The organism is Cupriavidus sp. USMAHM13, from assembly GCF_001854285.1.
In the GTDB taxonomy this organism is placed as follows: Bacteria; Pseudomonadota; Gammaproteobacteria; order Burkholderiales; family Burkholderiaceae; genus Cupriavidus; species Cupriavidus malaysiensis.
On the sequence record NZ_CP017752.1, the window covers coordinates 1,330,838 to 1,353,973 of the forward strand.

A 23,136-nucleotide genomic window follows, 5' to 3' on the forward strand; every position below is an offset into this window, starting at 1 on the left:
CCGGCTCCTTATGCGGTCTTGGCGGCGAACAGGCCCTGCGGGCGCACCGACAGGATGGCCACCAGCAGCACGAAGGCGATGATGTCCTTGTAATCGGTCGACACGTAGAAGCCGCCGAAGCTCTCAGCCATGCCGATGATCAGGCCGCCGGCGATGGCGCCCGGGAAACTGCCCATGCCGCCGAGGATGATGATGACGAAGGCCTTGGTGATGACGAGGTTGCCCATGCTCGGGTAGACCAGGTTGATGGGCGCGTACAGCGTGGCCGCGATGGCCGCCAGCGCACCCGAGATGGCGAACACCAGCAGCGTCACCCGGGTGGCGTCGATGCCGACCAGCGCCGCGCCCTCGCGGTTCTGCGCCATCGCCATGATGGTGGCGCCGGTCACGGTGCGGGTCAGGAACAGGTGCAGCAGCACCATCAGCGCGAAGGCCGCCACGATGATCAGCAGGCGCTGTGCCGGCGCGGTCAGGCCGAACAGGTCGACGAGCTGGCCGTAGGGCGTGGGCATGCGCTGGAAGTCGGCGCCCCACAGCGCCTGCGCGCCGGCCTCGAGGAACAGCATGATGCCGATCGCGGCGATCATGTCGTGCAGCTCCGGCGCATTGCGCAGCGGATGGAACACCAGCCGGTCGGCCAGCATCGACAGCAGCGCCACGGCCAGCGCCGCGCCCGCCATGGCCAGCCAGTAGTTCCAGCCGAGCGCCGTCATGGCGTAATAGGACACGTAGGCGCCGGCCATGTAGAAGGCGCCGTGCGCGAAGTTGGGAACATGCAGGATGCCGTAGACCAGGGTCAGGCCCAGCGCCACCAGGCTGTAGACGCCCCCGAGCGTCAGGCCATTGAGGAATTGCTGAAGGAACAGTGCCACAGACTTGCCTATTTTCGAATCGCGAACGAAGGCACGCACGGGCCGTGCGGGCCCGGACGCGGCGAAGCAGGGTGGGCGGCAGGTGCGCCGCCAAGGCGTCGAGCGCTAGCGGCGTGGCGGCGCGGTGGCGGATAAGGTGTGGTGCATCTCTTGTCTCCTGAAGTTGGCGGCCCGGCGGCGTGGACCGGCGCCGTGGCCCGTCGTGTCGTGGAAGGCAGGTCAGCCCTGATATTCCCGCACGATCGTTCGTTCTAATTGACTGTTGCATACGGCCTGATGCACAGTCAAGGAATACGGAGATGTATTTCGCTGCGCGAAATAGGTCGTTCTCACGCCCTGGCGGCCCAGGCCGCTGGTCGTCGTTTTTCCTGTCGTTGTCGTCATGAAGCGCACCATAACGATCCCTTTGTCAACCGATGCGAGCGCGGCGCCCGTTGCCGGCGCCGCTTCCGGCGCGCCGGTGGCGGCAGCGGCGGAGGATGGCGAGGCGGACCGCAGCTTCGTCACCGCGCTCGCGCGCGGCATGGAACTGATGCGTGCCTTCGGCCCCGACGACGACTATCTCGGTAATGCCGAGCTGTCGCGCCGCACCGGGCTGCCGCGCCCCACGGTGTCCCGGCTCAGCTACACGCTGGCGCGGCTGGGCTATCTGGTCTATGCACCCGAGCGCGAGAAATACCGGCTCGGCCAGGGCGTGCTGGTGCTGGGCCACCGCTATATCGCCGGCTCACGGTTGCGCGACATCGCGCGGCCGCTGATGCAGTCGCTGTCGTTCGCCACCGATTGCACGGTGGCGCTGGCGATGCCGGACCGGCACGAGATGATCTACCTGGAGGCCTGCCAGCCGCGCGGCGCGCTGGTCAAGCGCCTGACGCCCGGCTCGCGCCTGCCGATGGCCACCTCGGCGATCGGTCGCGCCTGGCTGGCCGGCCTGCCGCCGGCGCGCCGACAGCCGGTGCTGGCCACGCTGGAGCGGCACTACGGCCCGCGCTGGCCGGGCGTGCGCAGCCGCCTGGAGCGTGCGCTGCGCGACTACGCGCGGCACGGTTTCTGCCTCGCCCACGCCGAGTGGGAGCGCAGCGTCGCCGGCGCGGCCGCGCCGGTGCGGCTGCAGGGCGGCGCCGAGGTGCTGGCCATCAATATCGGCGGCGCGGCCGAACGGCTGCCGCCCGAGATCCTGGAAGCGAACCTCGGTCCGCGCGTGCGCGCGCTGGCCGATGCGATCCAGCACCGGCTCTGGCAGGGCGGCGACAGCACGGAGGAGCGCCTGCCCTGATCCGTACCCCTTCATCCTGCCCATTCCCCAACACAGCAACAACACAGCAACAACACAGCAACAACACAGCAACAGGAGACATGAGATGGATATCCGCAACAAGACGGTAGTCGTGACCGGCGGTGCCACCGGCATCGGCCGCGCGCTGGTGCTGGCCTTCGCCCGCGCCGGCGCGCGCGGCGTGGCCGTGGCCGACATCGACGCCGACGGCGCCGAGCAGGTCGCCGCAGCCGCGGCCGCCGAGGCGCCGGGCTGCGAGGTCTTCGCCCGCCGTACCGACGTGGCCGATGCCGCCGCGGTGCAGGCGCTGGCCGACGAGGCGACCCGCCGCTTCGGGCAGGTCGACGTGTTCTGCTCGAACGCCGGCATCATCCTGCGCAAGGCGCTCGACGCCAGCGCGGAGGAATGGCAGCGCATCTGGGAGATCAACGTGATGGCCCACATCCATGCGGCACGCGCGGTGCTGCCGCAGATGCTGGCGCGTGGCGACGGCTATTTCGTCAACACCGTGTCGGCGGCCGGCCTGCTGTCGCAGATCGGCTCGGCGCCCTATGCGGTCACCAAGCACGCCGCCATCGGCTTTGCCGAGTGGCTGTCGATCACCTACGGTGACCGCGGCATCAAGGTCAGCTGCATCTGCCCGCAGGGCGTGCAGACCAAGATGCTGTATGGCGAAAAGGGCGAGCGCAAGGGCTTCCTGCAGGATGGCTCGGTCACGCCGGAGCATGTCGCCGCGGTCACGCTGGAGGGCATCGCCGACGAGCGCTTCCTGGTCCTGCCCCACCCCGAAGTACTGGAGTACTACCGCCGCAAGGGCCAGGACTACGACCGCTGGCTCAAGGGCATGCGCCGCCTGCACGATAAAGTGATGCAGGAGTTCGGCAACCTGCCCGTCTGACGGGGCCGGCTCCCCGCGCGGACGTGGCGCGGCCCGGGCGGGCCGCGCCACGCCCTCTCACGAACCGAAGCCAACTTGGCAAGGCCCCCGGCAGAAGCGGGCCTGCAGGAGACAACAGCATGCGAATCCAGTCCTGGCGCACGGCCCTCGCCGCCGCCGCCCTTGCCGTCGTGGCCGCCGCTCCGGCGCACGCCGACACCTACCCGAGCAAGCCGATCCGGATGGTGGTGACCTTCCCCGGCGGCGGCGCGCCCGATATCCTGGCCCGCCTGTTCGCCGAGAAGTCGGCGCTCGGCCAGCCGGTGGTGGTCGACAACAAGCCCGGCGCGGGCGGCAATATCGGCGCCGAAGCGGCCGCGCGTTCGCCTGCCGACGGCTATACGCTGGTGCTGGGCACGGTCGGCACGCACTCGATCAACGGCTCGCTCTACAGCAAGATGCCGTATGACATGGTCAAGGACTTCACCCCCATCATCCTGGTGGCGTCCACGCCCAACGTGCTGGTGGTCAATCCCTCGGTGCCGGCCAAGGACGTGGCCGAGCTGATCGCGCTGGCCAAGACCCGGCCGGGCGCGCTGACCTTCGGCACGCCCGGGGTCGGTACCTCGCCGCATGTGGCCGGGGAGATGTTCAATACCCTGGCCGGCGTCAAGCTGACCCACGTCCCCTACAAGGGCCGCGCGATGGCCTTGCCCGACCTGCTCGGCGGCCACATCAGCATGATGTTCGACAACCTGCCGTCGGCGCTGCCGGTGGTGCGCGAAGGCAAGCTGCGCGCGCTGGGCGTGACCAGCCTCAAGCGCTCGCCCTCGGCGCCCGACATCCCCACGCTGGCCGAGCAGGGCCTGCCGGGCTTCGATGCCGATTCCTGGTTCGCCATCTTCGCGCCCGCGCACCTGCCCAAGGAACTGCAGGACAAGCTCAATGCGGAGGCCAACCGCGTCTACAGCCTGCCGGACGTGCAGGCCAAGATGAAGACGCTGGGGCTGGAACCGATGCTCGGCTCGCCGGAGCGGCTGGCCACCTTCCAGCGCAGTGAGATCGCCAAGTGGGCCAAGGTGATCAAGGCTTCGGGAGCGAAGGCGGATTGAGTGGTGGGGGTGCGGGCGCTTTCGGTGCCGCGGTGGCGGGAATCACACCGACGGCTTCGCTTTTGTGCTCGCGTGCTGGATCACACCGACGGCTTCGTTTTGCGTGGCGCCTTGCTAAACCACCCCTCTCCCCCGCCCTCTCTCCGTGCGGGGAGAGGGCGCCAAGACACCATGCTTGGCGTGCCTTGTTGGCCTTGTTGGCCTTGTTGGCCTTGTTGGCGTCGCTGGGGTGCTCAGGCGTCCGGTTCCGCCGCCGCGTGCCCGTGCGTCGTTGCCTTGTCGTCGCGCAGCCGGCTCAGGCTGACCACCGCGCCCAGCGTGGCCACCGATGCCGCGACGACCAGCGCCATGCGTGCCGCGCCGCTGCGGTCGAGGCTGAACAGCAGCGCGACCACCGCGGTGCCGGTGGTCTGGCCGAGCAGGCGCGTGGTCGCTTGCGCGCCGCTGGCGCCGCCGCTGCGCTCGGGCGGCGAGGCGCCGATCATGGCGCGGTTGTTGGGTGACTGGAACAGGCCGAAGCCGAGCCCGCACATCGCCATGCGCCACATCACGTCGACATTGCCGGCGCTCTTGTCGAGCAGCGCCAGGCTCAGCAGGCCCGTGGCGAGCAGGCCAAGGCCGCCGCCGGCCAGGACGCTGGCCGGGTAGCGGTCCGACATCCGTCCCGAGACCGGGGCCATCAATGCCACCATCAGCGGCCAGGGCGTGATCAGCAGGCCGGTCTCGTGCAGCGAGCGGCCGAGCTGGTACTCCAGGTAGAAGGGCATGGCGACGAAGGACAGCATCTGCGTCATGAAAGAGCAGAACGACGTGCCCACCGCCAGCGTGAAGGCGCGGCTGCGGAACAGGTCCACCGGCACCAGCGGGGCGGGGCGGCCATGCTGGCGGCGCACCAGCACCCAGCCCAGCGCGAGCGCGGCGACCAGTCCGGCGCCGCCGGCCAGCCGCAGCGAGGCGTGGCCGAGGCCGTCGACGCCGAGGATGAACAGGCCGAACACCACCGCCGACAGCGCTGCGCTCGGGTAGTCGAAATCGCGCGGCTGCGGCGGTGTCTCGGGCAGCGAGCGGCGGCTCAGCGTCAGCGCCAGCAGCGCCACCGGCACGTTGACGGCGAACAGCCAGGGCCAGTCCGCCACCGACAGGATCAGCGCCCCGAGCGAGGGGCCGATGGCGGTGGTGATGCCCACCACCAGTGCATTCAGGCCGATGCCGCGGCCCAGGCTGCGGGGCGGATAGATGAAGCGCACCAGCGCGGTGTTGACGCTCATGATGCCGGCGCCGCCCAGGCCCTGCAGCACGCGTGCCGCCACCAGCATCGGCAGGTTGACCGAGAGCGCGCACAGCAGCGAGGCCAGCAGGAAGATGGCCAGCCCGGCGCGGTAGACGCGCTTGTAGCCGAGGATATCGCCCAGCGAGGAGAGCGGCAGCAGGCAGACCGTGACCGCGAGCTGGTAGCCGTTGACCACCCAGATGGTGTCCGCCGGCGCGGCACCGAGCTGGCGCGAGATCGAGGGCAGGGCGATATTGGCGATGGAGCCGTCCAGCACGGCGAGGACCAGGCCGCTGAACACGGTCAGGACGGCCCAGGCGCGCTGGGGATGGGGAAGGCCTTGGTGTGACGGCATGGGACGGATGGCGGCGGAGGCGGGCACCCGGGCGGGCGTCGGCCGGGCGCCCGCCATTATCTGCCCGCCCGCGCCGGTGCGCAAAGCGGGAAGTTGTATCGGTGCATTGCGCGTGGCTTCAGGTGGGGACCACGCGTGGCGGGCGGGGCCGGGTGGCGAGCGCGAAGGCGATCTGGGCCAGGCCGGCGCTCAGTCCCATCACCACGCCGGCCCGCCAGGCCATGGTGTAAGAGCCGAGGGCGTCATAGACCAGGCCGCCGCCGAAGGCGCCGACGAAGCTGCCGATCTGGTGGCTGAAGAAGGCCACGCCGCCGAGCATGGCCTGCCAGCGCAGGCCGAAGGTCTCGGCGATCCAGCCCGACACCAGCGGCGCCACGCCCAGCCAGAGGAAACCCATGATGGCGGCGAACGCCAGCGTGCTGGCCGGCGTGGGCGCCGAGGAGAAATACCAGGTCAGCACCAGGGAGCGGGTGGTGTAGATGCCGCCGAGCAGCAGCAGCTTGTTGTAGCGCCCGCCGGCCCAGCCGAAGAATAGGCTGCCCAGCACATTGAAGCCGCCGATCATGCCGAGCGCCTGGGCGCTCAGCATCGGGTCCATGCCACAGGCGTCGAGATAGGTCGGCAGGTGAGTGGTCAGGAACACCAGTTGCATGCCGCAGACGAAGTAGGCCAGCGCCATCACCACGAAGGGGGCATGGCGCAGCGCCGTGCCGAGCGCCGCGCGCGCGCTCTGGTCGCCGCCGCCGGCGCTGGCTGGCAGCGGCAGCCGGTCGACCCGTCCGGCGAACCAGGCGGCCGGCAGCATCAGCAGCGCTAGCAGGATGAAGGCGCCGATGCCGCTGCGCCAGCCATGCGCCTGCGTCACCAGCTGGCCGATCGGCGCGGCCAGCAGGGCGCCCAGCGAGCCGGCGCCCGACACCAGGCCCAGCACCGTGCTGCGCAATGCCGCGGGCACCGGGCGTGCCGCCACCGCCAGCGAGATCGCGCTGCCGGTGCAGGCCATGGCCGCCCCGATCGCCACGCCGGCGCCGAGCGTGACCCCGACCAGGCCGTGCGCGGTGGCCAGCAGGACCAGCCCCGCCAGGTAGAGCACGGAGCCGCCCAGCATCAGGCGGCGGAATCCCAGGCGTCCGGCCCAGGCGCCGGCCAGCGGCTGCAGCAGCCCCCAGGACAGGTTCTGCACGGCGATGGCGACGGTGAAGTCGGAGACCGTGATGCCGATGTCGCGGGTCAGCGGTGGCATGAAGATGCCCAGGCTCTGGCGCAGGCCCATGGCCAGGCTGAGCATGACGGAAACGCCGAGGAGGATGGGCAGGGCGGGGCGCAGGACGGAGAGTCGGTTTGGCACGGTGGGTGTCTCGGTTGTCGTTCTTATTGTTCTTATTGTTTTCTTGTATGTTTTGTCTGCCCGGGAGAGCCGGGGCATCGGACGAGCGTAGGCCTGGCGGCAAGCGGCTGTCAACGCGCCCGGCACTTTGCCGGGCGATCGGCGCGCATGCGTTCTGCAGGGCGGCACGGGCGGCGCGCGGGGGCGATGCCAGGCTTGCCTGCTGTCCCCCCCTGGCCCCCTCGCAAGGGGTACAGGCACCGTTCGCGACACGCGCGAGGCACCCGGACCCTACTGAATCCGTTCGCGCTGCCGATAAGACAAGGCGTGATCCGTTGGCGCGGAACGCCTCGGCGTGCGCCTCGCTCCTCTCTTGTCGCCCATGCTCAAGCCACTCGACGTCGGACCGGTTGGGAATTGGTTCCGTCGCCGGGCCCGGAACTGCCGGCCCGGCGGGAGCCAGCACGGCGCATTGGCGCCGCGCCGCCCGGCGTATGCCTGGCGCGCGCCTTGTGACCGACGCGGCTGCCCCGGCAGCGCCTCCGCCGCCCGGGTTGTCCGGGGCGTGGGCGCCGCCGCGCGCCGCGCCACGCGGCCGGGCTGATCCGCGATGCCGCAACGCCAGAGCCACCGGGCACCGCCGCCGGATGCCGCCGCCCCCCTGCCGCCGGGCCGCATGCGCTGGCGGCTGGGCGTGGCCTATGCCATTCCGGCGGCCGCGCTGCTCGCCTTGCGCGCGCTCAGCGACGACCAGCGCTGGTTCAGCCTGCCGGTCCATACCGCCATCGAGATGCTGGGCTTCTTCTCCGGCTCGCTGCTGGCGGTCATGCTGCTGATCCTGTTCCTGTACGACCGCCGCCGCTACGCCAACCCGTGGGCCATCTGCGCGCTCAGCACCATGAGCCTGCTCGACGGCTTCCACGGCCTCAGCAGCTACAACCAGGCCTTCGTCTGGCTGCACAGCCTGGCCACCTTCTGCGGCGGCGTGTTCATGGCGGCCTCGGTCTCGCGCCGCTTCATTCCGACCCGCAAGGCCCTGGCCTGGCTGGCGCTGGTCACGCTGGCGGCCCTCATCATCGGGGTGCCGGCGCTGATCTGGCCGGAACTGGCCCCGCGCGTGCAGGCGGCCGGGCGTTATACGCTGCTGACCCAGTGCCTGAACGTCGGCGGCGGTCTCGGCTTCCTGTTCGCCGCCGGCGTCTGCCAGCGTGCGATCCGGGGCCGCGCCAGGCCGCATGCCTGGTCGTTCTCGGTGTTCTGCGCGCTGTTCGGCATCGCGGGCGTCATGTTCGTGCTCAGCAATTCATGGGGCCTGAACTGGTGGGGGCTGCACGCGGTGCGCCTGCTCGGCTACCTGCTGGTCATCGCCGAGATCGTCATGGTGTTCGTGCGCGGACGCGAGGAACTGGTCCGCATCAATGCGCAGCTGGACCAGCGCGTGGCCGCGCGCACCGCCGAACTGAGCCAGGCGCTGTCGCACCTGCAGCAGACGCAGCATGAGCTGGTGCAGGTGGAGAAGCTGGCTTCGCTGGGCTCGATGGTGGCGGGCATCTCGCACGAACTGAATACCCCGCTCGGCGTGGCGGTCACCATCCTGTCCGTGGCCGCCGAGCGGCTGCGGCAGCTGCTGGGGCACCTGGCCGGCGGCACGCTCAAGCGCACCACCTTGCAGGAAGGACTGGCCGAACTGGACGAAAGCATGCGCCTGCTGCAGCGCTCGGTCTCGCGCGCGGCCAAGCTGGTGGCCAGCTTCAAGCAGATCGCGGTGGACCAGACCTCGGAGCGGCGGCGCGAGTTCGACGTGCGCCAGAGCGTCGACGACCTGGTTGCCAGCCTGCGGCCGAACTGGAAGCACCGCGACGTGCGGGTGGTCAACGCGATCGCGCCCGGCATCGTCTGCCACTCGCTGCCGGGCCATATCGGCCAGATCGTCGGCAACCTGCTGCAGAACGCCGTGCTGCATGCTTTCGAGGGGCGCGCGGGCGGCCGCATCACGATCGACTGCAGGCCCGCGGGCGATGCGCTGGAAATCCGCGTCAGCGACGACGGCGTGGGCATGCCGGCCGATGTGCTGGGCCGCATCTTCGAGCCCTTCTTCACCACCAGGCTGGGCACCGGCGGCTCCGGCCTGGGCCTTGCCATCGCCCACCGCATCGCCACCACCATCCTCGGTGGTGAACTCAAGGCCGATTCGGTGCCTGGCCGCGGTACTTGCTTCGTGCTCAAGATCCCGCTGCACGCCAGCCCGGCAGCACCGTCTCTTTGAATCGATTCCAACAACATGCGTCCCCTTTCTCCGCCTGCCAGCGACCTCGACGACATCGTCTTCGCCGAGGAGTCCCTCGAGCCCGCGCCCAGCGCCGCGGAGCCCTGGAAGGTCCTGATCGTCGATGACGAGCCCGACGTCCACGACACCACCGAACTGGCGCTGCGCGGGCTGGAGGTGCTCGGCCGCCCGCTGCAGTTCCTGCATGCCCGCTCGGCGGCGCAGGCGCGCGCCTGCATCGACGCCGAGCCCGAGCTTGCCGTGGTGCTGCTCGACGTGGTCATGGAGACGCCGGACGCCGGCCTCGAACTGGTGCGCTACATCCGCGAGGAGGCGCGGCGCGGCTGCCTGCGCATCGTATTGCGTACCGGCCAGCCCGGCTATGCGCCGGAGATGGACACCATCCGGCTCTACGACATCAACGACTACAAGACCAAGACGGAGCTCACGCGCACCCGCCTGTTCACCACGCTGATGGTCGCGATCCGCTCATACCAGCAGCTGCGGCAGGTGGAAGCCACCCGGCAGGGGCTGGAGAGCATCATCAGCGCCAGCATGGACCTGAGCCGGCTGCGTGGCCTGAAAAGCTTCGCGGAAGGCGTCGTGATCCAGCTCTGCGCCTTGCTCGGCGTGCAGAACGAGGGCCTGGTCTGCGCCTTGAGTACCAGCGAGCGCTTCGACCCGCTGGTGGTCGCCGCCTCGCGGCGCTACGCCGACATGATCGGGCAGCCGCTGTCGCACTGCGCGCCGGCCCACCAGGAGGTCATCACGCTGCTGCACGCGACGCTGCGCGAGCGCAGGAGCACTGCCGGCAAGGCATTGGGCCTGTATTTCCCGGTTTCCAGCATGGCCGGCATGGCGGCCTATATCGACGTGCCGGGCTCGCTCAGCGAGGTCGACCAGCGCCTGATCGAAGTCTTCGTGGCCAATATCACCGCCGGCTTCGACAACGTGCTGCTGAACGAGCGCATGACCCGGCTGGCCTATTCGGAGTCGCTGCTGGGGCTGCCCAACCGCAACGCCCTGATCGACTGGCTCGACGAAGGCAGTACCAGCGACGCGGTGGTGGCGCAGATCGACCTGGACGGCTTCGCCGACATCAACTCGACGCTCGACCAGCACTTCGGCGACCTCGTGCTCAAGGCGGTGGCGGCGCGGCTGGCGCAGTGCTTCCCGGCGCCGACGCGGCTGGCCTACCTTTCGGTGGACGTGTTCGGCCTGCTCGGCCTGCCGCAGCGCATCACGCCGGCGGCCATCGCGCAGGTGTTCGCCGAACCCTTCGTCATCGAAGGGCAGATGTTGCGGCTGTCGGCGACTTCCGGCCTGCTGCACGTGCCGGCCGGCGCGCGCGGCATCGGCCACGACGCCATCACGAAGTCGTCGATCGCCGTCAAGCAGGCCAAGACGCGGGCGCGCGGACAGGCCTTGCACTACGATGTCTCGCAGTCCGAGCTGGTGCGCGAACGCATGCGGCTGCTCAACGAACTGCGCAGCGCGCTGTCGTCCAACCGCCTGTTCCTGGTCTACCAGCCGGTCGTCGACCTGCGCAGCGGTGTCATCGTCGGCGCCGAGGCGCTGCTGCGCTGCCGCGCCGAGAGCGGCGAGCTGATCCCGCCGGGCCGCTTCATCCCGCTGGCGGAGCAGTCCGGCATGATGGTGCTGATCGGTGCCTGGGTGGTGCGCTCGGCGCTGGGCGAGCTGCGCCGCCTGATCGACCTGGGCCATACCGGCTTCCGCATGGCCATCAATGTCTCGCACGCGCAGTTCCGCGAGCCCGACTTCGTCATGCAGTTCGCGCGCACCATGGCCGAGTGCCGGGTGCCGGCCACCAACATCGAGCTGGAGTTGACGGAATCGGTCGCCGTCGAGAACACCCAGGCGCTGATCGAGAAGCTCAACCAGGTGCGTGCGCTGGGCGCGACGGTGGCGATCGATGATTTCGGCACCGGCTACTCCGCGCTGTCGATCCTGCGCCAGCTGCCGCTCAATCGCATCAAGATCGACCGCAGCTTTGTCAGCATGATCGACAAGGATGCCTCCTTCGCCCGCCTGATCGTCACCATGGGACGCCAGCTGGGCCTGACCACCATTGCCGAGGGCATCGAGTCCGTCTTGCAGCTGGGCGCGCTGCAGGCCATGCATTGCGAGGAAGGGCAGGGCTACCTGTTCTCCCAGCCGGTGCCGGCGCGCGAGCTCCAACAATTGCTGGCGAGCGGCAAGCCGCTGCTCTGACGCTGGCGGGGAGCCCGGCATCGCGCCCCGGCTCAGGGCCGTGCCGGCGCCGGCGCGGTAGCCGCCGCCGCGCGCGTGCCCGCCGCCGGCGGCATGGCGCCGACGTAGGGCGCATCGGTGAGCGCGCGCAGGAAGGCGACGATGTCGTCGACGTCCTGCTCGCTGAGCGCTGGCGCCATGCCGGGCGGGCGGTTCATCGGCATCGAGTTGACATTGATGTTGGCGCGGTAGGCCGCCGGCACGTCGTCGAAGGTCGGGGCGCCGTGGTACCAGCGGCGCGGATCGGTCGAGCGCGTGTTGTAGAAGGCCACCGCGTCGCGCAGCGAGCCGAACACGCCGTTGTGCATGAGGCGCTGGCGTACGGCGACATTACGCAGGCCGGGCGTGCGCAGGTAGCCGCACCACTGCGTGGGTTCGGGCCAGCGCAGCCTGCGCGCGCTGTCGCACAGGCCGTTGTCGAAGTGGCGCGCGTCGCGGTTGGCGGGCAGGGCGCGGTTGCGCGGCACCGCGATGGCGTCGTAGCCGAAGTCCGTGAAGAGCGAGCGCTCGGGCCGGCGGGCGGTGTCCGACAGCGTGTGGCAGCTCATGCAGTTGCCCTTGTCCGGGCTCTTGAACAGCGCCAGGCCGCGCTGCTCCTGCGCGCTCAGCGGCGTGCCGCGGCGCAGGTAGTCGTCGAAGCGCGAGCTGAAGGGCGCCATCTCGTCGCTCTGCAGGTAGGCCTGCAGCGCCTCGCCGAGGGCGCGCACCAGGCGCTCGGGATCGTGCCGCACCGCCGCGCCGAAGCGCGCGGCCAGCGCCGGCGCCAGCTCGGTCCGGTTGACCTTGCGCAGCAGGGCGGCCGGCGAGCCGTTGTTCATCTCGTTGGGGTCGAACAGCGGGCCGCGCGCCTGCTCGGCCAGCGTGTCGGCGCGGCCGTCGGCGAACAGCCCGCCGAAGGGCACCGGCTGCAGCGCATCGTCATCCTGGTAGAAGTGGCGGCGCGGCACGTAGCGCACGTAGAGCAGCGAGGGCGCGTTGCGCAGGCTGAAGCGTCCCGCCCGGCTGCCTTGCGGCACGCCCGGGCCCTGCAGCGCGGCCGGCGAAAGCGTGGGCGAGAAGGCACGCGCGGGGTCGTGGCAGCCGGCACAGGACTGGCCGCGCGGCTCGGACAGGCGCGCGTCGAAGAAGATGCGCCGGCCCAGCGCGGCCAGCCCGGCGTCCGCGCGGAACACCGCGGCTGCGGGATCCACCTTGGCGGCCACCTGCGGCGTGCCTGCGCCGATGACCGCCACCACGCGCGCGGGAGGTGCGCCCGGCAGCAGCGTGACGCCGGCCGCCGCCGCCGGAGCGCCGTGCGCGGCGGTGCCGGCCAGCGCCAGCGCCGCCGCCAGGCCTGCCGCGCTCAGGGCGCGACGAAGCCGCTCTTGTCGCATGCCAGGCTGCTGCCGGTCTGCGTGCAGGTGGTGAGCAGCTTGCCCGCCACGGTGTAGGACTTGAACAGCCAGCCTTTGGCAGGGGAGGCGCGGCGTTCCATCAGCATGAAGCCGAAGCTGCTGTGATGGGTGATCTTGTCCAGCGTCGTACCGGGTGCGGGCAGGATGCCGGCGGGCAGCGGGTCGGGCAGGGCCACGTCCAGGTTGTCGCCGCCGTTGCCCGAGACGATGGTGGCGGGGTGCGTGGAAGCGAAGTTGATGGCCTGGAAGTCATGCACGTGGCCGTGCAGCGCTACCTGCACGCCGGTCGGGTAGTAGGCGGTACCGTTCAGGTCGGTCATCACCGATTGCATGGCGAGGTTGCCCGGGGCCGGATTGGCGCCGGCCACCGGCGCAAAGGCCAGGATCGGATGGTGGTTGGTGAAGATGGTGGTGCTCATGCCCGTCTTGCCCGCCATCGCTGCCACCGACTGCAGCTGTTTGCGATAGACCTGGAACTGCGCATCGGTGGTCTTCAGCGCGGCCTTGCCCACCTTGGCCGTATCGAACACGATCACCTGCGATTCGCTGCCCAGCGTCACCGCATACGGTTCCGAATAGTTGGCGGTGTTGTCGTCGGCCGGGTTGTCGCAGGAGGTGGCGCTGGCGTAGGGGCGCGTATCGAGGAAGCGGTACCAGCCCTGGCCGGCGCGCGCGCATTCTTCGTGGTTGCCGCGCACCATGATCCAGGGCGCCTTGGCCAGCAGCGGCGCGGCGGGCTTGAACAGGTCGGCCTGCCAGGTGTCCCAGCCATAGCCCCACGGACTGCCCTTGCAGCCGGCGATGTCGTCGGGGCAGGCGTTCTCGCGGTAGTGGTAGTCGCCGATATGCAGCACCAGGTCGGGGTTGAAGCCGGCGGCGGTGGTGGCGAGCGCGGCGAACGGCCAGGCGGTGCCGTCGCTGCAGGGCTGGTAGGCGTTGTCGGCTTTCTTCAGGCGGCAGCCGGTATCGGCCAGCACCAGGATGCGCTGTGGCTCGGCCTTGGGCAGCGGCAGCTTCTGGCCGGCCACGCTGGCCGTGGCGGCGCCGGCCGGCAGCTTCGCTTCGCAGACATTGACGGGGAAGCTGGACGGCTTGGAGTCGGCCGGAGCGCTCGCGGTGGTGCGCAGCGGCACGGTGCCGGCGGCCACGCGCAGCGTCATGCGGCTGGCCTTGCCATCCACGGTCAGCAGCGGGCAGGAGGCGTTGGGGTCGGCGCTGCCGGAAGCCGGCAGCGGCGCGCTGTAGCTGGTGATGGCGCGGGCGATGGCCTGGTTGTCCTCGCCGAGCACCACCCAGGCGGACTGGATGTTGGCGCTCACGCTGGCGGCGTCGCCCAGCGGCTGCGGCTGCGGTTGCGGCTGGGTGGCGATGGGCGCCGTCGCGCTTTCGCCGGATGGATTGTCGCTGCCGCAGCCATACAGCATGCCTGCGGTGGTCAGCGCGGCGAGTACGGCCAGCAGGCCGCCCCTTTCTTGTGTGCGCATGGGTTCCTCCCTGATCGGAGCCGGCAAGGTAGCCCATCACTGTGAAAGAAAGATGACGCTCTGTTCGCGCGAGCAGTCAGGCAGGCAGCGAGTTGCGGCGAGCGGCGGGCGCCGCCGGGTCAGCGCGCGGGGGCGCGCCGGCGTGTGCCGCGACCGGATGCGCTGGTCTGGTCGGCCGCGCCAGCCCCGCCGGCTTCGCCGGCCACCGCGCGCAGCGTGTCCGGGAAGGCCCGCACCTGGTCGGCGAAGAAGCGCCGCTCGGCCGGGCGCAGCGCCCTGACCTGCCGGGCCAGGCGCTCGATGGCAGCGCAGGCCGCGCGGCTGCCGCCTTCCTCGCGGGTCAGGTGCCAGGCGGATTCCAGCAGCAGGTTGGCCAGCTGCAGCGCGCCGAGGCGGGCATGGCCGCTGTCGTGTTCTTCGATGGCGAAGGCCGCCGCCGAGGACCAGCGCACGAAGCCCTTGGCCGGCGCCAGCGGCGCGTGGAAGGGGCGCAGGGCTTCGACCGCGTCCGCCACGCGCAGCGGCTGCTGCGCGCGGAAGGCCGCCACGCTGCCGTCGGCCGGGCGGCAGTTGCCGCGCGCCACGCGCAACAGGAAGATGAGGTTCCAGGCCGAGCCGCCGCCGACGCCGAAGCGGTCGCAGATCCATTCGGACAGGCCGAGCCAGCGCATCGCCTGGCACTGCACGGCGGCCGGCGCGAGTGCGCGCTCACCATCGATCAGGCCGTGCTGCCAGAACAGCCACAGGCACCAGCCGAGGTTGGCCGCGGCATGCTGCGCGGCTTCCACCGAGTCGGCCTCGTAGGCGGCCTGCAGCGCGCCTGAGAAGGCGGCCAGGGCCGCCTGCGCGGCTTTGGCGCCGGCCGTGCTCCGGCGCCGCGGCTGGCGCGCGCCGGACGGCGCCGGCTGCGTGGCGGCGATGGCGTCGTGCTTGTGCAGCAGCGCGCCGAGGTTCAGGTACTCGAAGCGCACGCGCGGGTTGTAGCGCAGCACCGGCCGCAGCGCGCGCGCCGCGGCCAGGCTGTCCAGCTCGGCGCGTGCCGCGGCGGTGTCGCCGCGCGCATAGCGCTCCCAGCCGCGCACCACGTGGGCCATCGCGGCGAAGGTGGGCAGCGACTGGCTGAGGCCGCCGCCGATGACGATACGGTCGAAGCGGTACAGCGCGGCGCGGCAGCGCTCCAGTTCATCGTTGCGGCGCCAGGCCAGGCTTTCCTTGAGCAGTACCAGGGCATGCTGGAAATCGTCGCCGGCACAGCGCCGCGCGGCCTGGAAGGCGGCCGCCATGCCGCTGTCCGGGCTGCCGGGCGCGCCCATGCGCAGGCCGCGCATGGCGTGGGTCAGGTGGTTCCAGAAGGCCGGCTCGGCCAGGGCATAGCCGAGTCCCGCCGGGGCCGCCGCGACATCCTGCGCCTCGCCGCCCGGTGCCGCCGCCGAGGCCAGGTCGAGATAGCGGGCCAGTGCCGCGCGTCCGGCGCGCTTGCCGTCCAGCATGAAGGCGAGGCGGCGGCCCGCGCCGGGCGCGAGCCAGAACGGGCCCTGGCTGCGCCGTGCCGGATCGAGGCGGGCGGGCGCCGTGCCGCGCTCCAGGCCCCAGCCGACCGCTACCTGCCAGCGGCGGAAGTCGGCAAAGGCGCGCGACACCGGCATGCGGATATCGGCCGCGCGCGCAAAGCGCGCCCGCACCGTGGCGGCCGTCACGCCGTCCTCGCCGGCCAGCTGCGCGTAGCGCAGCCGCGCCAGCAGCCAGACCGACTGGGGCCGGGCAGGCTGCCCATCGACGCGGCAGGGCGGGGACAGGTCGACGATCAGGGGGGGCGGGCGAAGGGGCATGGGCGAGGCGCGGACGTGGCGCGGACGTGGCGCGGGCTCGATGCCGCCCGCGCCGGCTGCCCCGCATCTTACGGCATGCCGCCGGCCGCTCCTGCGCCGCGCCGACGCAGCGCTACTGGACCACGATCGACAGCGTGCTGCCGGCCGGTACCTGTACGGCTTCCTTGTAGGTGCCGCTGACCGCCTTGCGCACCACCGGGAAGCTGGCGTAGGCCTGCAGCATGGCCGGCACGGTGCTGGCCAGCGTGCGCTGGGCCGCCAGCGTGGCCGGGTCGATCGCGGGGAGCGTGAAGCCGCTGTCGGCGCGCAGCGGATAGCCGTAGCCGGAGGGCGTCTGCGCGGCGCTCATCAGGGCCCCCGTGGTGGCGCCCCAGCGCGTCAGCTGGTCCACCACGCCCGAGTCCGGCTGCACCGACTTGATGGCGGCATCCAGCGAGGCCAGCGAATCCATGCTGCTGGCGCTGGTCAGCAGGTTCTTGTAGAAGGCCAGGCCGAGCTGCCGGTTGAGGAAGCCGCCGAAGGAGCCCGACACGGAGTAGCTCTCGCAGCTGCCCGAGAACGGCGTCCAGACCGTCAGGCCGCAGTCGTAGCTGCCGCCGCCGTAGGCGATGTAGTCCGGCAGGCGGACATCGCGGATGGCGTTGTAGCTCGGGTCGATGGTGAAGTCGGCGAAGTCTTCCATCATCATCGCCGTGGCTTCCTCGAGCCAGGTCGAGAACGCGTAGAGCGGGCCCATGCTGATGCTGCGGCGGTAGAAATTCTGCATATGCAGGCTTTCGTGCGCCATGGTGGTCAGGATGGTCTGCACGCCCCGGCTGCCGCCGAGGTAGAGCGTCTCCGAATCGAGGTACAGCGAGACCGACTGGTTGCTCAGTGGCGTGGTGCTGCTGTTGACGAAGTTGTTCATCGCCCAGAAGTAGCCGACCAGGCCGTAGGGGGCGTTGTTGCGGTCGAAGTTCATGACCACCAGGTCGATCGGCTGTCCGCTGCCGGCGATCAGGTTGTTGTAGTTGTGCGGCCCCCAGACCGGCCCGCCCACCGTGCGCAGCATGTCATAGATGCCGCCGGCGCGGGCGTAGGTCGAGCCCAGCGTGCTGACCAAGGCCGGCGTCACCATGCCGGGGCCGGACTCGCTGTTCTCCACCCACAGGTTGATGACGGCGCCGTCCGAGCCGGTCCACTGGCCCTGCAGCGTGGCGCTGCGCACCGAGCCGTCCTTGTAGTACCAGTCGCGCGTGCTGCCGAGCGCGGCCGGCGTGACGCTGGCCGCGGACTGCACGGACAGGCGCGGCGCGTTGGCGGCGGTGGCGAGCCTGGCCCAGCCGCTGCGGTTGAAGTCGCTGATATCGGTGCGCGCGCTTTCTGCGCTCTGTCCGGCCTGCTGGATGGTGCGGGAGGGCTCGACCAGCGACGAGACCGCCAGCGTGATCGGCGGCATCGTCGCCGCTGCCGAACTGGTGTTGGTGAGCACCAGCGTGACGTCCTGCCCGGTCAGCCCGGCGATGCTGACCGGCACGGTGGCCGTATCGCTGCCGTCATTGCTGCCCTGCCAGACGCCGATGCCGGAGCCGGCATAGGTGTGCGGGCCGAGCGCGCTGCAACCGTTGCAGGCGGCCGCCATGGTGACCTGCTGCGTGGTCGTGCCGGTCGGCGACGAGGTCGCGGTGGTGCCGCTGCCGTTCCTGCTGCCGGCGCTGTCATCGCCGCCACCGCCGCAGGCGGCCAGCACCAGGCAGGACAGCAGGCCGGCCAGTGCGCCGCGCAAGGCGGGGCGTCGTATCGTTGCGACGGCATGGGTGTCGGGGCATGCTTGTGGCCGCTGGCCTGCATGGCATGCACACGGGTTGGTTGACCCCACGAGCCGGTGATTTCCCTGCAATGAATGCATGGGTCTCTCCCTTGTTAGCTTTCACGTTGGGCAGGTGTCGGGGCGCGCGCGGTTTGCTCCTGCTGAAAGGGGTTATCGGCAGCGGAAGCGCGGGGGTTGAAGGCCGCGAAGAGGGGATTGAAGTGGCCGTGGCGCCACAGTGGCCAGGCGACGGGCGCACCGCGGCGTGTCGGTGCGTGTCAGTGCGTGTCGGTGCGTGTCGGTACGTGTCGGTCGCGTCAGTGCGCGTCAGTGCGCGAGCTGCGCCAGCACGGCGTTCAGCGAGGACAGGCCGATCTCGATCAGGTGCAGCATGTAGGTGCCCATCTGCGGCATCACCAGCGACATCACCAGGAGGCCGCCCGCCAGCGTGACCGGGAAGCCGACGGCGAAGATCGACAACTGCGGCGAGGCACGGTTGAGGATGCCCATGGCCAGGTTCAGCGTGAGCAGGGCCGCGATCAGCGGCAGGGCCAGCAGCAGCCCGGAGGAGAAGATCGTGCCGCCGGCGCGCGCCACCGCCAGCCAGCCCTGGCCCGACAGCGGCGTGCCGCCGATCGGCAGGCTGTTGAAGCTGTCGACCAGCGTGGCCAGCATCACCAGGTGTCCGTCCATCGCCAGGAAGATCAGCATGGCCACGACGTTGAGGAAGCTCCCCAGCACCATGGTCTGGCCGCCGGCGCTGCGGTCGAAGAAGGTGGCGAAGGACAGGCCCATCTGCAGGCCGATGATCTCGCCGGCGGACTGCACCGCGGCGAACACCAGCCGCATGGTGAAGCCGGTGGCCAGGCCGATGCCGACCTCGTTGACGATGATCAGCAGGCCGTCATAGGAAAACACCGGTACCACCGGCACCTCGCCGATGGTCGGCGCGACGATGGCGGCGAGCGCCATGCCCAGGCCGAGCTTGACGCGGCGCGGAATCGACGCCTCGCTGAACAGCGGTGCCGCGCTGAACAGGCCAAGCAGGCGGAACAGCGGCCACAGGAAGGTCGCGATCCAGGTGTAGAGCTGGACCGAGGTGACGTTCAGCACGGGGCGGCCGTCAGTGCACCAGTCCCGGGATGCCCTGGAAGACTTCGCGCATGTAGTCGACGAAGGTGTTGATCATCCAGGGGCCGGCCAGCACCATGGTGGCGAACAGGGCCACCAGCTTGGGGATGAACGACAGCGTCATCTCGTTGATCTGCGTGGCGGCCTGGAACAGGCTGACCACCAGGCCGGCGGCCAGCGCCACCAGCAGCAGCGGCGCCGCCAGCAGCAGCGTCATCTTCATCGCCTGGGTGGCGATGGTCATCACGGTCTCGGGAGTCATGTCGGAAGCCTGGCGCGTGCCGCGGTGGGACGGATCGGACGGTTGGGACGGTCGGTGCCGTCGGGCGGATCAGTTCAGGAAGCTCTGCGCGAGCGAGCCCAGCAGCAGCTGCCAGCCGTCGACCAGCACGAAGAGCATCAGCTTGAACGGCAGCGAGATGGTGGCCGGCGGCACCATCATCATCCCCATGGCCATCAGCACGCTGGCCACGACCAGGTCGATGATCAGGAAGGGAATGAAGATGGTGAAGCCGATCTGGAAGGCGGTCTTCAGCTCGCTGGTGACGAAGGCAGGCACGAGGATGGACAGCGGCACATCCTCGGGGCCCTGCATCTCGGGAGTCTTGGCCATCTGCGCGAACAGGGCCAGGTCCTTCTCGCGCGTCTGCTTCATCATGAAGCTCTTGAGCGGCACGCTGGCCTTGGCGGCGGCGTCTTCCAGGCTCAGCTTGTTTTCCGCCAGCGGCTTGTAGGCATCGTTGTAGATGCGGTCGAAGACCGGCGACATCACGAAGAAGGTCAGGAACAGCGCCAGCCCCACCAGCACCTGGTTGGGCGGCGAGCTGGCGGTGCCCATCGCGCTGCGCAGCAGGCCCAGCACGATGATGATGCGGGTGAAGCCCGTCATCATCAGCATGGCCGCCGGCAGGAAGGACAGTGAGGTCAGCAGGACCAGCGTCTGCACCGACAGCGACCAGATCTGGCCGCCGCCCGGTGCCGGCTTGCTGATCACGCCGGGCAGTGCCTGCGCGCCCGCCAGCGCGGGGGAGAGCGCCAGCGCGGCACCCGCCGCGCACAGCAGCGCCGGCAGCAACAGGGAAGAGTACCGGCGGCGTGGCGCCGCCGGAGCATGCAGGGGAATCATGACTTCAGGTTTTCCTGCATCGAGCGCAGCAGTTTCTCGGTGAAGCTGCTGGCCGAGGTCGTTTCGGCACGCGCGGCCTCGGCACGCTGCGCGGGCAGCGTATGGAGGGTGCGGATCTCGCCGGGGCTGACGCCCAGCACCAGCCAGGTATCGCCGACCTCGACCAGCACCAGGCGCTGGCGCGCGCCGAGCATGGCGCTGCCGATCGTGCGCATGACGCCGGCCTGGCCCTGCCGCACCAGGCCGGAGCGGCGCGCGAACCAGGCCAGCGCCAGGATCAGCGCGATGACGCAGAACAGTCCCAGGCCGAGCTGGGCGAGGCTGGCGGCCGCGCTGCTGCCGGCGTGGGCCGTCGCCTCGGAGGCGGCCGGGGCGAAGGCGTGAGCCGCGGGCGGCAGCAGGAGCAGCGCGCTTGGCGTCGCCTTGTCCCGCCACCGCCGGCGCACGCACACACTCACACTCATTTGTTCAGCTTCCGGATGCGCTCGGACGGCGTGATGATGTCGGTCAGGCGGATGCCGAACTTGTCGTTGACCACCACCACCTCGCCCTGGGCGATCAGGTAGCCGTTGACCAGCACGTCCATCGGCTCGCCGGCCAGGCCGTCGAGCTCCACCACCGAGCCCTGCGCGAGTTGCAGCAGGTTCTTGATGGGCACCTTGGTGCGGCCCAGCTCCACCGTCAGCTGCACCGGGATGTCGAGGATCATCCCGATATCGTTGTGGAAGCCGGTCGGGGCCTCCTGGGCCAGCGGGGGGAAGACGGTGGCCGCGGCGGGCGCGGCTACCGGCGTGCTCGCCTCGGCGGCAGCGGTGGCGCTGGTCTGCTCAGCCAGCGCGCTGGCCCAGTCGTCCATCGGGTCGACCGGCTTGTCCTCTTTGCCGTCAGTCATGATCGGTTTCCTTGTTGGAATCGCTTTCTTGGTGATTGAGCATCCGTTCCACGCGCAGCGAGTACTGGCCGTTCATGGTGCCGTAGCCGCACTGCATCACGGGCACGCCGTCGACCTTGCCGAAGATCATCTCCGGCAGCTCGATCGGCAGCACGTCGCCGGCGCGCAGCGCCAGCACGTCGGCCACGCTGCTCTGCACATGGGTGAACTCGGCGACCAGTTCCACTTCGGCCGCGCGCAGTTGCTGGGAAAGTTGCTGGAGCCAGCGCTTGTCGACCTCGACCTCGTCCTGCAGCGGGTTCATCAGCAGGTCGCGCACCGGCTCGATCATCGAGTACGGGAAGCAGACGTGCATCTGCCCGCCCACCGCTCCCAGTTCGATATGGAAGGCGGTGGTCACCACCACCTCGTTGGGGATGGCGATGTTGGCGAACTTGGTGTGCATTTCCGAGCGGACGTATTCGAACTCGATCGGGTGCACGGTGCGCCAGGCGTGGCCGTAGCTCTCCAGGGTCAGGTCGAGCATGCGCCGGATGATGCGCTGCTCGGTCTGGGTGAAATCGCGGCCTTCCACGCGGGTGTGGAAGCGGCCGTCGCCGCCGAACAGGTTGTCGACGACGAGGAAGACCAGGTTCGGGTCCAGCACGAACAGCGCGGTGCCCCGCAGCGGCTTCATGTGGACCAGGTTCAGGTTGGTCGGCACCGGCAGGTTGCGCACGAACTCGCCGTACTTCTCGATGCGCACCGAGCCGACCGAGATGTCGGCGCCGCGGCGGATGAAGTTGAACAGCGCGGTGCGCAGCTGGCGCGCGAAGCGCTCGTTGATGATCTCGAGCGTGTGCAGCCGGCCGCGGACGATGCGTTCCTGCGTGGCCAGGTTGTACGGGCGCACGCCGTCTTCCGAGACGGCGATGCCGGCATCTTCGGTCGTGTCCGTTTCACCGGTCACGCCCTTGAGTAGTTCGTCTACCTCGTCCTGCGAAAGGAACTTGTCGTAGGCCATCTAGTGTCCTGCCCCATGAGCGGCTGATTGGTCGAAGCGCTTGGATTCCGGCTCAGCCCGCCCGCTGCCGGCTGGCGGGCCGGCGGATCGGAGACGAGGCGGGTGGCGGCTTCATATCGGATTGGCTCGCGGGGCAGGGCATCGGCCTACTGCACCACGAAGGAAGTAAACAGAACATCCACGATCTTCTGCGGCGGCAAGCCCTTGGTGAACGGTTCGGTCAGCGCGCGCTGCAGTTCCTGCGCCAGCTGCCGCTTGCCCTCGACCGTGGCCAGTTCCTCCGGCCGCTTGGCCGAGAGCAGCAGCAGGATGCGGCTGCGCACCTCGGGCAGGTAGGCCGTCAGGCGCGTGCGCGAATCCTCGTCCGCCACCTTCAGCGACATCGCCGTGTGCAGGAAACGCTCGCCATCCTCGCTCTTGAGGTTGACCGTGAAGGCGTCCAGCGGCACGAAGATGGGCGGCGGGATGACGGGCGCGGCCGGCGCCGCCGGCTGCCGGTTGCTGAGCAGGCTGCCGAGGAAAAAGCCTCCAGCGCCCAGGACTGCGACCAGCACGGCGCCGATCAGCAGTAGCCGGCCGCGCTTGTTCGTGTTGCCGCCGGCCTGGGAGGGGGAAAGCGTGTTCGCCATGAGAAGCCTGTCTTGGAATGCCCTGCCATTCTTGTGGGAATCAGCGGCAGGCAAAGGGTCGAAAAAAAGGGCGAAACCCGGTCAGATCGACCGTTTGAGGCGGACGGATCGGGTCATGCGCGGTACGGATCGCATATGCATCAGGTTAACGAATGCCGCAAGCGGAACTTGAGCGGGACCCGGCGGCGCACCGGGTGGCTGCCAGCCGGACGGCATGACCGCATGTCTGTTGC

At 70.1% G+C, this 23,136-nt stretch carries 19 protein-coding genes; 5 read left to right on the top strand and 14 right to left on the bottom strand.

Features of this window, described 5'->3' with window-relative positions; all coding sequences use genetic code 11:
- Positions 1 to 8: 8 nt before the first annotated feature.
- Positions 9 to 872: a branched-chain amino acid ABC transporter permease gene (locus tag BKK81_RS24300; protein ID WP_071018392.1), complete on the bottom strand. Its 864-nt coding sequence runs from the start codon at positions 870 to 872 to the stop codon at positions 9 to 11.
- A 382-nt stretch (positions 873 to 1,254) separates the two neighbouring features.
- Here BKK81_RS24300 and BKK81_RS24305 point away from each other — a divergent pair, with 382 nt between their 5' ends.
- The 3 genes from BKK81_RS24305 to BKK81_RS24315 all read left to right on the top strand — a co-directional run bounded on the left by BKK81_RS24305 (position 1,255) and on the right by BKK81_RS24315 (position 4,137).
- Positions 1,255 to 2,148: an IclR family transcriptional regulator gene (locus BKK81_RS24305; RefSeq protein ID WP_071018393.1), complete on the top strand. Its 894-nt coding sequence runs from the start codon at positions 1,255 to 1,257 to the stop codon at positions 2,146 to 2,148.
- Between the two features lie 85 nt (positions 2,149 to 2,233).
- Positions 2,234 to 3,046 carry an SDR family oxidoreductase gene (locus BKK81_RS24310; RefSeq protein ID WP_071018395.1) on the top strand — a complete coding sequence of 271 codons (813 nt, stop codon included), beginning with the start codon at positions 2,234 to 2,236 and terminating at the stop codon, positions 3,044 to 3,046.
- A gap of 119 nt (positions 3,047 to 3,165) precedes the next feature.
- Complete coding sequence (locus BKK81_RS24315) at positions 3,166 to 4,137, top strand: tripartite tricarboxylate transporter substrate binding protein (RefSeq protein ID WP_071018396.1); 972 nt, start codon at positions 3,166 to 3,168, stop codon at positions 4,135 to 4,137.
- Positions 4,138 to 4,370: 233 nt separating this feature from the next.
- On the opposite strand, the gene BKK81_RS24320 is transcribed toward BKK81_RS24315, so the two are convergent.
- Both BKK81_RS24320 and BKK81_RS24325 read right to left on the bottom strand, forming a co-directional pair.
- The gene (locus BKK81_RS24320; protein WP_071018398.1) at positions 4,371 to 5,762 is read right to left on the bottom strand and encodes an MFS transporter; all 1,392 of its coding nucleotides are present in this window, start codon (positions 5,760 to 5,762) and stop codon (positions 4,371 to 4,373) included.
- 118 nt (positions 5,763 to 5,880) lie between these two features.
- Positions 5,881 to 7,050, bottom strand: a complete 1,170-nt coding sequence (locus tag BKK81_RS24325) for an MFS transporter (RefSeq protein WP_231908234.1) — start codon at positions 7,048 to 7,050, stop codon at positions 5,881 to 5,883.
- Between the two features lie 649 nt (positions 7,051 to 7,699).
- Between BKK81_RS24325 and BKK81_RS24330 the strand changes: the two genes are divergently transcribed.
- Both BKK81_RS24330 and BKK81_RS24335 read left to right on the top strand, forming a co-directional pair.
- On the top strand, positions 7,700 to 9,355 hold the full coding sequence (locus tag BKK81_RS24330; protein WP_071018400.1) for an ATP-binding protein: 1,656 nt from the start codon (positions 7,700 to 7,702) through the stop codon (positions 9,353 to 9,355).
- 15 nt (positions 9,356 to 9,370) lie between these two features.
- The gene (locus tag BKK81_RS24335) at positions 9,371 to 11,587 is read left to right on the top strand and encodes a putative bifunctional diguanylate cyclase/phosphodiesterase (RefSeq protein ID WP_071018401.1); all 2,217 of its coding nucleotides are present in this window, start codon (positions 9,371 to 9,373) and stop codon (positions 11,585 to 11,587) included.
- A gap of 32 nt (positions 11,588 to 11,619) precedes the next feature.
- Here BKK81_RS24335 and BKK81_RS24340 read toward each other — a convergent pair whose 3' ends face one another.
- From BKK81_RS24340 to fliL, 11 genes are all read right to left on the bottom strand, one after another.
- The gene (locus tag BKK81_RS24340; protein ID WP_071018403.1) at positions 11,620 to 12,999 is read right to left on the bottom strand and encodes a cytochrome-c peroxidase; all 1,380 of its coding nucleotides are present in this window, start codon (positions 12,997 to 12,999) and stop codon (positions 11,620 to 11,622) included.
- Complete coding sequence (locus BKK81_RS24345; protein WP_083384401.1) at positions 12,969 to 14,504, bottom strand: metallophosphoesterase family protein; 1,536 nt, start codon at positions 14,502 to 14,504, stop codon at positions 12,969 to 12,971. The genes BKK81_RS24340 and BKK81_RS24345 overlap by 31 nt, the downstream gene beginning before the upstream one ends.
- A 119-nt stretch (positions 14,505 to 14,623) precedes the next feature.
- Positions 14,624 to 16,333: a hypothetical protein gene (locus BKK81_RS24350; protein ID WP_071018405.1), complete on the bottom strand. Its 1,710-nt coding sequence runs from the start codon at positions 16,331 to 16,333 to the stop codon at positions 14,624 to 14,626.
- A 112-nt stretch (positions 16,334 to 16,445) separates the two neighbouring features.
- Positions 16,446 to 18,098 (bottom strand): M30 family zinc metallopeptidase, encoded by a 1,653-nt coding sequence (locus BKK81_RS24355; protein WP_335582891.1) that lies wholly within the window; start codon positions 18,096 to 18,098, stop codon positions 16,446 to 16,448.
- A gap of 351 nt (positions 18,099 to 18,449) precedes the next feature.
- Positions 18,450 to 19,235, bottom strand: coding sequence for a flagellar biosynthetic protein FliR (fliR, locus tag BKK81_RS24360; protein WP_071018407.1), 786 nt, complete (start codon positions 19,233 to 19,235; stop codon positions 18,450 to 18,452).
- Between the two features lie 10 nt (positions 19,236 to 19,245).
- Positions 19,246 to 19,515 carry a flagellar biosynthesis protein FliQ gene (gene fliQ, locus BKK81_RS24365; protein WP_071018409.1) on the bottom strand — a complete coding sequence of 90 codons (270 nt, stop codon included), beginning with the start codon at positions 19,513 to 19,515 and terminating at the stop codon, positions 19,246 to 19,248.
- A 69-nt stretch (positions 19,516 to 19,584) separates the two neighbouring features.
- Positions 19,585 to 20,379, bottom strand: a complete 795-nt coding sequence (fliP, locus tag BKK81_RS24370) for a flagellar type III secretion system pore protein FliP (RefSeq protein ID WP_071018411.1) — start codon at positions 20,377 to 20,379, stop codon at positions 19,585 to 19,587.
- On the bottom strand, positions 20,376 to 20,843 hold the full coding sequence (gene fliO / locus BKK81_RS24375) for a flagellar biosynthetic protein FliO (RefSeq protein WP_083384403.1): 468 nt from the start codon (positions 20,841 to 20,843) through the stop codon (positions 20,376 to 20,378). The genes fliP and fliO overlap by 4 nt, the downstream gene beginning before the upstream one ends.
- Positions 20,840 to 21,271 carry a flagellar motor switch protein FliN gene (fliN, locus tag BKK81_RS24380; RefSeq protein WP_071018413.1) on the bottom strand — a complete coding sequence of 144 codons (432 nt, stop codon included), beginning with the start codon at positions 21,269 to 21,271 and terminating at the stop codon, positions 20,840 to 20,842. The genes fliO and fliN overlap by 4 nt, the downstream gene beginning before the upstream one ends.
- Entirely contained in the window at positions 21,264 to 22,274 is a 1,011-nt protein-coding gene (gene fliM / locus BKK81_RS24385; RefSeq protein WP_071018415.1) for a flagellar motor switch protein FliM, read from the bottom strand. Before fliM ends, fliN begins: the two co-directional genes overlap by 8 nt.
- A 146-nt stretch (positions 22,275 to 22,420) precedes the next feature.
- Positions 22,421 to 22,903 (bottom strand): flagellar basal body-associated protein FliL, encoded by a 483-nt coding sequence (gene fliL / locus BKK81_RS24390; RefSeq protein WP_071018417.1) that lies wholly within the window; start codon positions 22,901 to 22,903, stop codon positions 22,421 to 22,423.
- Between the last annotated feature and the right edge of the window lie 233 nt (positions 22,904 to 23,136).